This is a genomic window from Planococcus massiliensis (genome assembly GCF_000821325.1).
Lineage (GTDB): Bacteria > Bacillota > Bacilli > Bacillales_A > Planococcaceae > Planococcus > Planococcus ruber.
The window spans coordinates 1,451,461-1,465,176 of sequence record NZ_CCXS01000001.1 but is presented as its reverse complement, the minus strand read 5'-3'; the positions used below and the strand labels follow the sequence as shown (position 1 = coordinate 1,465,176).

The following is a 13,716-nucleotide window of genomic DNA, read 5'->3' as shown; positions in this document are numbered from 1 at the left end:
ACAAGCCATGCGGCTTTCAGCTGCATGGCTTGTTTTCTCTTTAAGCGATGACTTCCCCGTTCCAGTTCATCATGCCGCCTTCAATATTAACAGTTTCAATGCCGTTTGCTTCCAAAAAGTCGCATGCCATCGCACTTCTTCCGCCAGCTTTGCAGATGACGTGGACAGCCGTACCTGCCTCCAGTTCATCTAGCCGTTCTGGCAGCTGCCCGAGCGGAATGTGCTTCGCTCCGGGTACCATGCCATAAGCCACTTCTTCGTTTTCACGCACATCTATCAAGTAAATTTCTTCGCCGCGTTCGACGATTTCCTGCAATTCATCTGTTGTAATGGATTTCAAGGCTTATTTCCTCCTGTTAACTGTGTAAGTTTAAGCTACTTAAAAAGGGTATACCCCCCTTCCGCTTCTGTCAAATGAAAAAACCAGCCGGGTCGCTCCGGCTGGCTAATCGCTTATTCTTGATGTTCGATGTTCACGGGTTTTGCAGGCGAGAACGTCGAAATGGCATGCTTGTAGATCAATTGCTGTTTGCCTTCCGTTTCAACCAGCACCGTAAAATTATCATAAGATTTGATGGTTCCTTTTAGTTGGAAGCCATTCAGTAAAAAGACGGTGACAAAAATATTATTTTTACGCAGCTGATTTAAATAGACATCTTGAATGTTGACTGGTTTCATGAATATCCCCCTTAGAATAAACCCTACTCTGTGATTTGCCGTGCTATTAGCTCTATTCGACGGCCCCGTTCATTTTCCTGCATCATCGCTTCAATTTCTGCCAGCTTTTTTTCATCGGCTGCTAAAGCATCAATCCAAAAGATCGGCAATTTGTTTTTAAAATACGTAAATTGCCGTTTTGCATACTTTCTGGAATTTTGTTTGATTTTGCTGACGGCCTCATCCAGTGCAAGTTTCCCGTCAAAATAAGCAAGAATTTCTTTATAGCCAATTGCTTGAACCGACTGGGCCTCGCGAATGCCGCGGTCGTACAGCCCTTTCACTTCATCCAGCAGCCCTTTTTGGAGCATGGCATCGACGCGGTCGTTGATCCGTTCATATAAGACCGGTCTTGGAATATCCAAACCGACAATCAGTTCGTTGTACATCGGAGACAATGCCTTGGTCCGCTCTTCCTTCGCCTGGCCGCCCATATTGATTTCAATGGCACGCAGCACTCTGCGTGTATTATTCGGATGAATATCCGCCTCCGGGTCAAGGGCTAGCAATTTTTGATGCATGGCCAAAGGGCCTCTCTGCTTTAGTTCTTCAGCCAATTTCCCGCGAAGTTCTTCATCCGCCTGCTGCTCCGAAAAGCGGTAGTCGAAAAGCACAGCTTGGACATAGAGGCCGGAACCGCCGACGATAATGGGAAATTTGCCGCGCGATTTTATTTCCGAAATGTTCTCTCTGACCAATTGCTGGTACTCCGCAACAGAAAAGGGTTCTTCCGGATCCTTGATGTCCAACAAGTGATGGACTACCCCATCCATTTCATGTGCTTCGATTTTAGCGGTGCCAATCGACAGTCCGCGATAAACTTGCATCGAGTCGCCGTTGATGACTTCCCCGTTGTGCCGCTTTGCCAGTTCCAAACTCAGTGCCGTTTTGCCGGACGCAGTCGGTCCGACAATGGCCATTACATCAATCATTGTTTCCCATCCATTCTACTAAGGTGTCAAAATGCTGTTGTTTATTGGTTTCATGCAGCAATTCATGCCGGCCGCCTTCGGCTAAATACAATTTCACGTTGGTCATGCCGGCTTCTTGATATTGTTTGGCTGCTGCGAACACCCCTTTGCCGCTGTCTCCAACCGGATCTTCTGCGCCGCTGATGAGGAGCATGGGCAAATCTTTGCGTATTTTATCGATTTCCGCTTTTTTATGGATCATACTCAACCCGTGGAACAAATCCACATAAAATTGATTGGTCGAAGGCTGTCCGCTCATCGGGTCATTTTCGTATTTCTCGACCGCTTCCTTATCCCGGCTGAGCCAGGCAAATAACGATCCTTCGTCTTTGAACGGTTTGATGAAACTGCCGAAAGTCAGTTTGCCAAGCGTCGGGCTGACGGCTTCTTTCCCGGAAAACTTTGCAGCGGCCAAAGCGTATAAAAGCCCCGCTTTTCCTGCGACACCCGGGTCTCCCCCGGTGCCGGATATCACAGCTTTCGCTATTTCATCGCTGTGCAATTGGATATAGCGCCTTGCGACGAAAGAGCCCATGCTATGGCCGAAGAGGATGAATGGCAGTTCGCCGATTTGAGATTGGACACCTTTCACTACTTCACCGGCATCTTCTACAATACGGTTGAAGCCATCGAAATCAGCAAAGAAGCCTTGTGTGCCGTTCCGTCTCGCCGTCTGTCCGTGCCCGCGTTGATCGTGTCCTGAAACAACAAAGCCATGATTCGCCAAAAAGCGGGCAAATTCTTCGTAGCGCCCGAAATGTTCCGCCATGCCATGAATGATGTGGACATGGGCAACCGGGTTTTCCGGTTCATAAATTTCGTAGTAAATTTCTACGCGATCACTTGCCCGGATAAAATTCTTCGTAATTTTCAATGCATGACCCCTCCCGAGAATAAGATGTACGGCATTCATTTTCTATATCCGATTACATCACGCGTTTAAACATTTTTTCTACATCATATGTTTTAAAATGGATAATGACCGGACGTCCGTGCGGACAAGTGAATGGCTGCTCTGCATTTTTCAAATCGGCCAGCAGCCGTTCCATCTCATGCTTTTGAAGATAATGGTTCGCTTTGATGGAACGTTTGCAGCTCATCATGATCGCGGCATCTTCCCGCAATTTCTTCACATCCACTTTTCGTTCATCCAGCACTTGTTCGATCAACTCTTCAATGACTTCCTGTTCAAATCCGGAAGGGAACCAAGTCGGATGCTCCCGGACAATGAAAGACTTATCGCCAAATTCTTCTAAAAAGACCCCGCTTTCAGCCAAAAGGTCTAAGCTGTCTTTTAAGCGCAGCGCTTCGTCCCGGCTGTAATGGAACGTCAGTGGCAGTAATAGCGCCTGCCGTTCCCCGGCATCGATATCACCGACTTTCTCCCGGAAAAATTCATATTTGATCCGTTCCTGCGCCGCATGCTGATCGATCAAATAAAACCCGTCATCGCTTTGCGCCACGATATAGGTGCCATGGATCTGGCCCACTACTTCAAGCTCGGGAAATTGCGGGCTCGTGTCTTCTTCGAATTCGGGTCCGGCTGGAGGCATTTCCGGCTGTTCATCGTACAGCTTTTCTTCCAGTGTTTCAAAAGGCGTGGTTTCGGCCACTTTTCTTTCTTCCGCCGGAGGATGAACCGATTCTTTAATAGGCGAAGCTTCCGCAAAAATCGGATCTTCTTTTCCACGCAGTTCCTCCACCGCTTCTTTGACGGTAAACGAGGATTTCCAAATATCCAGCTGCTTGGAAGGGGTTTGTTTCGGTGCTTTCGGCTTTTCGATGACCGGTGCCCGGACGGCAGAAGAAATGGTCCCGCGAATGGTGGCATGGATCAATTCCATCAATTCTTTTTCTTTGCTGAGCCGGATCTGCTGCTTCGCAGGATGTACATTGACATCGGTCAAATAAGGATCGCCTTCAATGTTCATGACGACGATGGGCTGCCGCTCCAACGGCAAAAACGTGTGATAGGCTTTATGGACCGTGTTCGCAATTGCGTAATGCTTGACCCATCGCCCGTTTACGAATAGCGAAATGTAATTTTTATTGGCACGGGTGATTTCGGGAAGTGAAGCATAACCCGATATCTTGTAGTCATGCGATTCGCCTTCAAACGGAATCATTTTTTTCGCAATGGAAACGCCGTAAATATCCGATATCACCCGTTTGATGTCGCCGCTGCCCGATGTTTGAAGAATCATCCGTCCATCATGCGACAATTTAAATGAAATGCCCGGATAGCTTAAAGCGAAGCGGTTCATCAGATCAATGGAATGCCCGAGTTCTGTCTGCAAGGTTTTCATGTATTTCAAACGGGCGGGCGTATTGAAAAACAATTGGTCGATTTGAATATCGGTTCCTTTTCGGAGCGCCCCTGCCCGGTGTTCGATCAAACGGCCGCCTTCCATGTGCACATACGTGCCGGATTCGCCGTTTGACGTATGGAGCGTCACTTTGGAAACCGAAGCGATACTCGCTAACGCCTCGCCCCGGAAGCCAAGCGTCCGGATGCGGAATAAATCATGTTCGTTCGCAATTTTGCTGGTGGCGTGTCGTGAAAATGACAGGAGCGCATCTTCTGAATCCATGCCGGCGCCATTATCGACGATTTGGATGGAAGTCAGACCCGCTTCCGTCAGAAGAACTTCAATGGCGGTACTTCCAGCATCGATGGCATTTTCAACTAATTCTTTGACGACGGATGTGGGCCTTTCGACCACTTCACCTGCTGCTATTTTGTTTGATAACGGCTCGTCCATTAATCGAATAATCCCCATATCCTCACCCCTTCTTGCTTAATTTCACTTGCAGATCATTCAATAATTGAAGCGACTGCAACGGCGTCATAGCTGCGATATTGGCATCAGCTATCGCTTGAAGCACTTCTTCGCTTTCGGTATCGCGATCATCAAAAAATGACAATTGCTCCACTTCGCTGACGTGTTTCTTGTTCTCTGATTCGAAACTCACGAGCAGTTCACGGGCCCGCGAAAGAATCGGCTGCGGCAGTTCGGCAAGCTCCGCCACATGGATCCCGTAGCTTTTATCAGCCGGCCCTTTCTTTACTTTGTGCAGGAATACGACTTTGCCGGACTGCTCCATGGCCGCTACATGGACATTGCTTAATTTATCCAACGTCTGGTCGAGTGCCGTCAATTCATGATAATGAGTAGAAAACAGCGTGTTTGCCCCAATGTTCTCGTGGATATACTCAATCATCGATTGCGCAAGCGCCATACCGTCGTAGGTGGATGTACCCCGTCCGATTTCATCGAACAACAGCAAACTGCGTTCCGTCGCATGCGTAATCGCATATTGCGATTCGAGCATTTCGACCATGAAGGTACTTTGCCCGGATACCAAATCATCCGCTGCCCCGATGCGGGTAAAGATCTGGTCGACAATCGGCAAATTTGCGGATTCCGCCGGAACGTAGGAGCCGATTTGCGCCATGACAATCGTTAAAGCGACTTGGCGCATATACGTACTTTTACCGGACATATTCGGCCCGGTGATCAAGAGCATGTTTTGGTCATTCGTCAAGACGCAGTCGTTCGGCACATAATGCTGTTTATTCAGCATTTTTTCGACGACCGGATGGCGTCCCTCGATAATGGAAATTTCTCGTGAACTATTGAAATCGGGCTTTACAAAGCGGTATTTTTCCGCCACATTCGCAAAACTCATGAGGACGTCAAGTCCGCTTAATGTTGCGGCCAGTTCTTGGATACGCGCAATGTACTGCTTTACTTCTTCACGGATTTTTACGAACAATTCATATTCCAAAGTTAAGCTTTCTTCTTCTGCCGTTAAGATCAAACTTTCTTTTTCTTTCAATTCAGGTGTGATATAGCGTTCGGCATTCGCCAATGTCTGCTTTCGCTCATAGCGCTCCAGATCGGCTAAATGCATATTCGCTTTGGAAATTTCAATGTAATAGCCGAATATCCGGTTATAGCCGATTTTCAGCGATTTGATCCCCGTCCGCTGGCGCTCTTGCTGCTCTAATTGCGCAATCCAATCTTTGCCGTTGCGGGAAGCGTAGCGGTATTCATCCAGCTTTTCGTGGTAGCCGTCCCGGATGACCCCGCCTTCTTTAGAAGACAACGGCGGATTTTCGCTGATCGCATCCAGCAATTCGCATACCTCGCCGCAGCGGTCCAATTTGCGGCTGAAATCCTGCAGCACATCATCGCCGGAATTTTGAAGTTCCGCGATGATCGCTGGAACTCTTTCCAATGAACTGCGCAGCTGGGCAAGGTCTCGCCCGCTGGCATTGCCGAAAGCGATGCGTCCACTGAGACGTTCCAGGTCATACACTTCTTTAAGCAAGGATTGCAGTTCAACCCGCACAAAATACTTTTCAATCAAAGATTCAACCATAAACTGGCGTCTTTCGATTTGCCGTTTATTGGCAAGGGGCTGGTGCAGCCATTGTTTCAGTTTCCGGCTGCCCATCGCCGTGACCGTATCATCAAGCAGCCATAACAAGGTCCCTTTCGTTTCTCCTCCGCGAATCGACTGCAATAATTCCAAGTTCCGTTTTGAATGGAAGTCTATCGACAGGAGCTGGCCGCTCTCGCTATAGGAAAAGGCCTGGATGTGTTCGAGGGACTGCTTTTGCGTTCGCGCAATATAGGAAAGCAAGCGCTGGATCGAGAGCCGCAAGTCTTCAGGACATGCAGCCAGCAGGCGCTCCTCTGCCTGGTAGACTTCATCCATCGTCTCAATCGAAAGAACGAGATCTTGCGCTTCTTCATTAAGCAGCAAGAACAATTGGTTCGATACAACCAACTCACGGATTTGCAGCGATTGCAATTCCTGAAGCAGCGCTTTTTCAGTTCCGGTTATGTATGTAGCTCTCGCTTCACCTGTGCTGATATCCACATAAGACAAGGCAAACCCATCCGGCAATTGATCCGCTGCCGCTAAAAATAGATTGGATTTGGAATCGATGCTCTTTCCTTCCGTATGCGTGCCTGGCGTAATAAGGCGTACTACTTCCCGTTTGACGACGCCTTTTGTCAGTTTCGGATCTTCCACTTGTTCGCAGATGGCCACTTTATGGCCTTTTTGAATCAATTGGTCGATGTAATTCTGTGCGGCATGATGCGGAACGCCGCACATCGGAATGCGTTCATCCCCATTGCCGCCTCTGCTCGTCAATGTAATTTCAAGCAATTGAGAAGCATTAAGTGCATCATCGTAAAACATTTCATAGAAATCCCCCAGGCGGAAAAACAAAAACGCATCCTGGTATTCGGATTTCACTTGCAAATATTGTTGGATCATTGGTGTAGGTGCCATTTTCATACCTCTTTCGCGAGCTTTTCGTCGTTCCTCTATTATAGCAAAAAGATAGGGAGAAAAGAAAAAACTGAAAGAGCAAGCTCTTTCAGCTTTTTTCATTTTTAACATTGATTTTAGCGTTTCCGCTTTTTTTGTCTAGACTTCAACGGCCAGCTCCTTGGGGCATAAGCCATTCTTCCTGTACGGCAAAAGGCGCCGCTTCGGAAGCCCGTCTTATGCCTTTCGGAGCTGAACGGCCGTTTCCGCTTTTCTTTGTCCAGACTCCGGTGCCTAGCTCTTCCGCCATAAGTCAGTCCAGCTGTGCGGCAAAGAGCGCCGCTTCGCTGTTCTGTCTTATGGCTGCCAGAGCTGGGCAGGCACCTCCGCTTTTCTTTTTAACAGTTGCCTGGCGTGCTGTTTTTTACTTGCGATCCTGTTTCGCCGCGAAGAAGGTCGCCGCCAGTCGATACGATGATGTTGTTGGTTACTTGGTTAGCGATAGCTGTCGATACCATTTGAAGCAAAGCATTGACATCGCTTTGAGACTGTTTGAATTCTTGGACAATCGGCACAGCATCGATTTCTTCTTCGATTTTTTGGATTTTGCTTTCGATCAAATTCAACGCGCGTTCTTTGCCGTACGCCTGGAAATTGACCGCTTGTTTTTGCAAGCTCTTCATGCTGGCAATTTTTTCACGAACTTTTTGGTTTTCGTTTATTTGAGCTTCTGCACGTTTGAAGAATTCCACTTCTTCTGTTTCAGCGATCATATCCGCCACTTCGCGTGCTTTTGCAATAATTTCTTCTTTTGAATACGCCATTCTTTAGACACCCACTTCTCGGCCGATGCTAGTATCCTTCCTTCCAGCATTCGTGGCCATATTTTTATACCTTATTATACTGAATAAGCACTCCACTCTACAAGGAAGCCGCTCCAATTGTCGGAGAATCGACAAGAAGGCGCAACGGTCAGCCTTTAAAAGGGTAGTCATCATTGATATATACGCGTTCGAATGAAACCGCTTTTCCAGTTGCGTCGTCAAGCTCAGTAAAAAATCCGCTGACCACTGAACGGCCGCGCTTCGGCACTTCAAAGCGGGTCGGCATATTTGTCTTGAAACGGTACAACACCGATTCCTTCGTCATCCCGAGGATTTCGTCGTATGGACCTGTCATGCCGACATCCGAGATATAAGCCGTACCGTTCGGCAAAATGCGTGCATCCGCAGTCTGTACATGGGTATGGGTCCCGACCACGACGGAAGCCCGGCCATCCAAATGCCAGCCCATCGCAATTTTTTCGCTTGTTGCTTCTGCATGAAAATCAACGAAGACAAGCGGAGAAATCGCTTTGGCTTCTTCTACTAGTTCATCCGCTTTTTGGAATGGATCTTCATGCGGCGGCAAGAACACACGGCCGTGAAGATTGATGACCGAAAGCGTCTTCCCGTTTTTGGTCACTGTGGCCATTCCCCGTCCAGGGGCCTCCTCCGAAAAGTTCGCCGGCCGGATCAAATAATCCACTTCGTCAATAAAATCGAAAATCTCTTTTTGGTCCCACGTGTGGTTGCCCATGGTGATCATATCGACGCCCATGAAGAGCAAATCCTGATAGATGGCTTTCGTAATCCCGCGGCCCGCTGCAGCATTTTCACCATTCGCGATCACCACATCCGGGTTGTATTTTCTTTTTAAACGCGGTAAATAGGACTCCAGCGCTTCTCTGCCGATTGAACCGACGATATCTCCAATAAATAATACTTTCATTTTGTTCACCTTTTCCCATAAGAAAAAGGCTTCTTTGAATAGACATTCATCGAAGCCTTTATCCTATTATTTTGCGTATTCAACTGCTCTTGTTTCTCGAATCACGGTCACTTTGATGTGGCCCGGGTAGTCCAGTTCTTCTTCAATCCGCTTGCGGATGTCGCGTGCCAGACGATGTGCAGTCATATCATCGATCTGTTCCGGACGAACCATAATGCGGATTTCGCGTCCTGCCTGAATCGCAAATGATTTCTCTACGCCTTCATAAGACTCGGAAATCTCTTCAAGTTTTTCAAGGCGGCGAATATAATTTTCCAATGTTTCGCTTCGAGCACCTGGACGTGCAGCTGACAAGGCATCAGCGGCAGCGACAATCACCGAAATGATAGAGGTCGCTTCTGTATCGCCGTGATGGGAAGCGATGCTGTTGATCACCACTGGATGTTCTTTGTATTTCGTTCCAAGTTCCACTCCGATTTCAACATGGCTGCCTTCGACTTCATGGTCGATCGCTTTACCGATGTCATGAAGCAAACCTGCGCGTCTTGCGAGTGTCACATCTTCTCCGAGTTCCGCTGCCATTAACCCGGACAAAAACGCTACTTCGACAGAGTGCTTCAAGACATTCTGTCCATAGCTTGTACGGTAACGGAGACGGCCAAGGATCTTAATCAAATCTGGATGAAGGTTATGGACGCCGACATCAAATGTTGTCTGCTCTCCGATTTCCCGGATTTGCTCATCCACTTCTCTTCTTGATTTTTCGACCATTTCTTCAATGCGCGCTGGGTGGATACGGCCATCGGAAACCAGCTTTTCAAGTGCCAATCGAGCGGTTTCACGGCGAATTGGATCAAAACCGGACAGGATTACCGCTTCTGGCGTGTCATCAATGATTAAATCGATGCCAGTCAACGTTTCCAATGTACGGATGTTTCTTCCTTCACGTCCGATAATCCGGCCCTTCATCTCGTCATTCGGCAAGTTGACCACTGAAACCGTAGTTTCAGCTACATGGTCAGCTGCAAAACGCTGCATGGCCAATGACAGGATATTTTTCGCTTTTTTGTCCGATTCTTCTTTCGCACGCGCTTCTGTTTCTTTCATCATCACTGCAATATCCGTCGAAAGTTCATTTTCAACTTGCTGGAGGATGATCGATTTGGCTTCTTCGCGGGTTAAAGAGGAAATGCGTTCCATTTCGGACTGTTGCTGACGAACTAATTCTTCAGCTTTGCTTTCCATCTGTCCAATATGCTGTTGTTTTTCTGCAAGCGATTCATCTTTGCGTTCAAGACTCGCTTCTCGTTTGTTTAATGCATCATCCTTGCGATCCAAATTTTCTTCTCTCTGCAACAACCGATTTTCTTGCTTTTGAAGTTCTAATCGGCGTTCCCGAATTTCAGATTCTGTTTCAGTACGCAATTTATGATTTTCGTCTTTCGCTTCCAATAAAGCTTCTTTCTTCAACGCTTCCGCTTCACGTTTTGCATCTTCAATAATTTGCTCCGCAGAATTTTTAGCGCCTGCTATATTGGAGTCGTTTGCTTTCTTTAACACAACATATCCAACAACTGCACCGACGATGATACCAAGCAAAGCGAAGATGATCTCGGTAAACCCCATTCGGACACCTCCTCTTGCTATTCTTTTCCTTTTTCAAAAGATCAATTAATATTGCGGGTCACACTTTTCAATCGTTGAAAAATTAGTAAATTATACAATTTTAATTGTATAGATGGACTTATAAAGTGTCAACCCATTGAGAATAAGGATTCAGCACACAGGGAAGCCCTACGGCAGTTCCGGCTAATAGAGAAAAGCCGCAAAGCATATGGCTTCGCGGCTTGGATCCCTTTTTTATTCTTCTTCGTCGATCAGAAGATTGAACTCTTCCGGTTCTTCGTCTTTATTGGCGGCAATCGTATACGTTGCAGCTGCCATGCCGTAAGACTCACGGATTTTGTTTGAAATTTCGTTGCGGATTTCCGGATTTGCAAGCAAGAACTGCTTTACATTTTCCCGGCCCTGGCCAATGCGTTCGTCGTTGTACGAATACCAAGAACCGCTCTTCTGGATAATTTCAAGGTCTGATCCAATATCCACGATTTCGCCTTCACGGGAAATCCCTTTGCCGTACATGATGTCCAATTCCGCTGTGCGGAACGGCGGAGCCACCTTGTTTTTCACAATCTTGATCTTCGTTCTGTTACCAATAATGTCAGAACCCGACTTCAATGCTTCAGCACGGCGAACTTCCAATCGTACCGATGAGTAGAATTTCAATGCACGGCCGCCTGGAGTTGTTTCCGGGTTGCCGAACATAACGCCGATTTTTTCACGAATCTGGTTGATAAAGATCACAATCGTATTTGACTTGTTGATGATCCCTGACAATTTACGAAGAGCTTGAGACATCAGGCGCGCCTGCAATCCCATGTGGGAATCTCCCATTTCGCCTTCGATTTCGGCTTTCGGTACCAATGCAGCAACGGAGTCCACTACTACGATATCTACTGCGCCGCTTCGTACGAGGGCTTCAGCAATTTCAAGGGCTTGCTCACCAGTATCTGGCTGAGATAGGAGCAACTCATCAATATTCACGCCAAGATTTTTGGCGTATACAGGGTCCAGCGCATGCTCTGCATCGATGAATGCAGCCGTTCCGCCTGTCGCTTGCACTTCTGCAATAGCGTGAAGGGAAACCGTTGTTTTACCTGAACTTTCAGGTCCATAGATTTCGATAACGCGTCCACGCGGATAACCGCCTATTCCTAGTGCAGTATCAAGCGCCAAAGAACCACTCGAAACCGATGATACATTATAGTCGCTTTTCTCGCCTAATTTCATCACAGATCCTTTACCGAACTGCTTTTCTATACTTTTTAACGCCATGTCTAACGCTGCTTTACGATCGCTCAAAAGAAATCCTCCTCTAATTAAAACCAATTTTTCTACCTGTCTCTAGTATACTTGCTCATTGAGAAATACGCAAGGAAAATGCGAACGTTTATTCGTGTTCGCATCGCAAAAATGATTTTTAATCGCCTTATACGGACCATTTTCCCGTTTTGAGCATAAAAAAACACGCAAAATTAAATTTTGCGTGCATTTCCGTCGGTCAGTGTTCGTATAATATAGGACAATGCCAATTTCACGGCTCTGAGGCGATTCGTATTGCGCATCCCGGATAATTGCAGCCGGTAGGCTTTCGTTTCTTCTTCCGTTGCAATGCCAATCCATACGGTGCCGGCAGGCTGGTCGCCATGGGCGTCCGGTCCTGCAGCACCGGTTAGGCTGACACTGATGTCCGTGTTGAATTTGGAACGGACCGCTTGAGCCATGGCAACCGCAGTTTCTTCGCTGACAACGCCGAACCGGGCAAGCACTTCACTTGAAATGCCCAACTGGCTGATTTTCATTTCTTCATTATAGGTGATAACGCCGCCAGCCAAAACCCAACTCGCCCCGGCTACAGCCGCAAGTTCAGATTGAAACAGCCCAGCAGTTAAGCTCTCGGCAGCTGATATGGTCTTCTGCTGCTCACGAAGCAGATCAATCGCTTTCGAAGCGAGCGAATCATTGTCATAGCCGTACAAGTAGTCGCCAACACGTTCAAGCAGGGTCGCTTTCGCTTCCTCGATTAACTTCCAGGCCTGCTCTTCCGTATTCGTTTTCGCTGTAATCCGCAGCGTCACTTCCCCGTCAGAAGCAAGCGGCGCAATGGTCGGATTCGTCTGCTGTTCTAAAATATCCTGGATGCGGTCTTCAAGTTCCGCTTCCCCAATGCCATAAAAACGCAAAACGTGTGACAAAATGACGTCTGCCTGATTCAGCAGTTTAGCGAGCTTTGGCTTCGCTTCATACTGGAACATCGGCTCCATTTCTTTAGGCGGCCCAGGCAGCAGCATATACGTATGCGTTTCGGTTTTATAAAGCATGCCCGGTGCCATCCCGTGGTGATTGACCAGCACCTCGCTGCCTTTTAAAACCAAGGCCTGCTTTTTATTGTTTTCCGTCATCGCTCTCCCAGCCCGTTCGAAAAAGGCCACGATGGAATCAAGCGCTTCATGGTCCATCTCTAACGTCGTCCCCAAATGGCGGGCTATCGTTTCTTTCGTCAAATCATCTTTGGTCGGCCCTAAGCCGCCTGTGAAAATAATCAGATCTGCTCGGTTTTCCGCAATGTTAATCGTATCTTTCAACCGCTCCGAATTATCGCCGACTACCGTATGGTAATACACATTAATTCCAAGCTCTGCTAAATGGTTCGATAAAAAACGGGCGTTTGAATTCGTAATCTGCCCGAGAAGCAGTTCAGATCCTACAGCAATTATTTCAGCATTCATCCATCTTCACCCCTTGAACGATTTTTTGTTTATTATTTAGATGCCATCAAGCCTTTGCGGTTTGCATAGAAATAATCCCAGCCTGACCAGACCGTGAAAATCAATGCGATGTAAAGCATAATTTCGCCAAATGGCACTCCCACCAGAACAAAAATGGCATCGTGCAGCAATAGGGCGGAAATGGCGAGAATCTGCGCAGTGGTTTTAATTTTCCCTAAGCTTCCGGCAGCGACGACTTCGCCTTCTCCTGCGAGCACGAGACGCAAGCCTGTGACAGCGAATTCCCGGCTGATAATGATGATGACGATCCATGATGCAGCGAAGCCCAGCTCCACTAAAATGATCAATGCCGCTGAAACCAGCAACTTGTCTGCGAGCGGATCCAAAAACTTGCCGAACGTCGTGACAAGATTGTATTTTCTCGCGTAGTATCCGTCAACCCAGTCAGTCAGGGATGCCACGATGAAAATCAGCCCTCCGATAAAATGGGAGACCGGCATCTCTGCACCGAACAAGGTCATGGTGCCCCAACCAAAATCGACCAGCATGATCACCATAAATATCGGAATCAGCAAGATTCTCGATACCGTAATGCGGTTTGGAATATTCATATGTTTGCC

Annotated in this window: 13 protein-coding genes; all 13 read right to left on the bottom strand. The window is 47.5% G+C overall.

Annotation, left to right across the window (positions count from 1 at the left end; translation table 11 throughout):
• Positions 1-40: 40 nt before the first annotated feature.
• The 13 genes from BN1080_RS07015 to pgsA all read right to left on the bottom strand — a co-directional run bounded on the left by BN1080_RS07015 (position 41) and on the right by pgsA (position 13,707).
• The gene (locus BN1080_RS07015; protein WP_052651322.1) at positions 41-340 is read right to left on the bottom strand and encodes a rhodanese-like domain-containing protein; all 300 of its coding nucleotides are present in this window, start codon (positions 338-340) and stop codon (positions 41-43) included.
• A 113-nt stretch (positions 341-453) separates the two neighbouring features.
• Complete coding sequence (gene hfq, locus BN1080_RS07010; RefSeq protein ID WP_052651321.1) at positions 454-678, bottom strand: RNA chaperone Hfq; 225 nt, start codon at positions 676-678, stop codon at positions 454-456.
• Positions 679-701: 23 nt separating this feature from the next.
• Complete coding sequence (gene miaA, locus BN1080_RS07005; RefSeq protein WP_052651320.1) at positions 702-1,649, bottom strand: tRNA (adenosine(37)-N6)-dimethylallyltransferase MiaA; 948 nt, start codon at positions 1,647-1,649, stop codon at positions 702-704.
• A complete protein-coding gene (locus BN1080_RS07000; protein WP_052651319.1) occupies positions 1,642-2,562 on the bottom strand; it encodes an alpha/beta fold hydrolase in 921 nt (306 codons plus the stop codon). Before BN1080_RS07000 ends, miaA begins: the two co-directional genes overlap by 8 nt.
• Before the next feature lie 52 nt (positions 2,563-2,614).
• Positions 2,615-4,468 (bottom strand): DNA mismatch repair endonuclease MutL, encoded by a 1,854-nt coding sequence (gene mutL, locus BN1080_RS06995; RefSeq protein WP_052651318.1) that lies wholly within the window; start codon positions 4,466-4,468, stop codon positions 2,615-2,617.
• 4 nt (positions 4,469-4,472) lie between these two features.
• A complete protein-coding gene (gene mutS / locus BN1080_RS06990) occupies positions 4,473-6,998 on the bottom strand; it encodes a DNA mismatch repair protein MutS (protein WP_052651317.1) in 2,526 nt (841 codons plus the stop codon).
• 145 nt (positions 6,999-7,143) lie between these two features.
• Positions 7,144-7,287, bottom strand: coding sequence for a hypothetical protein (locus tag BN1080_RS17195; protein WP_199876598.1), 144 nt, complete (start codon positions 7,285-7,287; stop codon positions 7,144-7,146).
• Between the two features lie 88 nt (positions 7,288-7,375).
• Positions 7,376-7,801 carry a YlbF/YmcA family competence regulator gene (locus tag BN1080_RS06985; protein WP_052651316.1) on the bottom strand — a complete coding sequence of 142 codons (426 nt, stop codon included), beginning with the start codon at positions 7,799-7,801 and terminating at the stop codon, positions 7,376-7,378.
• 148 nt (positions 7,802-7,949) lie between these two features.
• Positions 7,950-8,747, bottom strand: a complete 798-nt coding sequence (locus BN1080_RS06980) for a TIGR00282 family metallophosphoesterase (RefSeq protein WP_052651315.1) — start codon at positions 8,745-8,747, stop codon at positions 7,950-7,952.
• 66 nt (positions 8,748-8,813) lie between these two features.
• Positions 8,814-10,373, bottom strand: coding sequence for a ribonuclease Y (gene rny, locus BN1080_RS06975; protein ID WP_052651314.1), 1,560 nt, complete (start codon positions 10,371-10,373; stop codon positions 8,814-8,816).
• A 234-nt stretch (positions 10,374-10,607) separates the two neighbouring features.
• Positions 10,608-11,669 carry a recombinase RecA gene (gene recA / locus BN1080_RS06970; protein WP_052651313.1) on the bottom strand — a complete coding sequence of 354 codons (1,062 nt, stop codon included), beginning with the start codon at positions 11,667-11,669 and terminating at the stop codon, positions 10,608-10,610.
• 173 nt (positions 11,670-11,842) lie between these two features.
• Positions 11,843-13,096: a competence/damage-inducible protein A gene (locus BN1080_RS06965; RefSeq protein ID WP_052651312.1), complete on the bottom strand. Its 1,254-nt coding sequence runs from the start codon at positions 13,094-13,096 to the stop codon at positions 11,843-11,845.
• Positions 13,097-13,128: 32 nt separating this feature from the next.
• A complete protein-coding gene (gene pgsA / locus BN1080_RS06960) occupies positions 13,129-13,707 on the bottom strand; it encodes a CDP-diacylglycerol--glycerol-3-phosphate 3-phosphatidyltransferase (protein WP_052651311.1) in 579 nt (192 codons plus the stop codon).
• Positions 13,708-13,716: the final 9 nt, after the last annotated feature.

Excerpts from the sequence above, each read along its gene's own strand:
- pgsA (WP_052651311.1), bottom strand. The coding sequence starts at position 13,707 with ATGAATATTCCAAACCGCATTACGGTATCGAGAATCTTGCTGATTCCG.
- miaA (WP_052651320.1), bottom strand. The coding sequence starts at position 1,649 with ATGATTGATGTAATGGCCATTGTCGGACCGACTGCGTCCGGCAAAACG.
- mutL (WP_052651318.1), bottom strand. The coding sequence starts at position 4,468 with ATGGGGATTATTCGATTAATGGACGAGCCGTTATCAAACAAAATAGCA.
- hfq (WP_052651321.1), bottom strand. The coding sequence starts at position 678 with ATGAAACCAGTCAACATTCAAGATGTCTATTTAAATCAGCTGCGTAAA.
- BN1080_RS06965 (WP_052651312.1), bottom strand. The coding sequence starts at position 13,096 with ATGAATGCTGAAATAATTGCTGTAGGATCTGAACTGCTTCTCGGGCAG.
- rny (WP_052651314.1), bottom strand. The coding sequence starts at position 10,373 with ATGGGGTTTACCGAGATCATCTTCGCTTTGCTTGGTATCATCGTCGGT.
- mutS (WP_052651317.1), bottom strand. The coding sequence starts at position 6,998 with ATGGCACCTACACCAATGATCCAACAATATTTGCAAGTGAAATCCGAA.
- BN1080_RS17195 (WP_199876598.1), bottom strand. The coding sequence starts at position 7,287 with ATGGCGGAAGAGCTAGGCACCGGAGTCTGGACAAAGAAAAGCGGAAAC.
- BN1080_RS06985 (WP_052651316.1), bottom strand. The coding sequence starts at position 7,801 with ATGGCGTATTCAAAAGAAGAAATTATTGCAAAAGCACGCGAAGTGGCG.
- BN1080_RS06980 (WP_052651315.1), bottom strand. The coding sequence starts at position 8,747 with ATGAAAGTATTATTTATTGGAGATATCGTCGGTTCAATCGGCAGAGAA.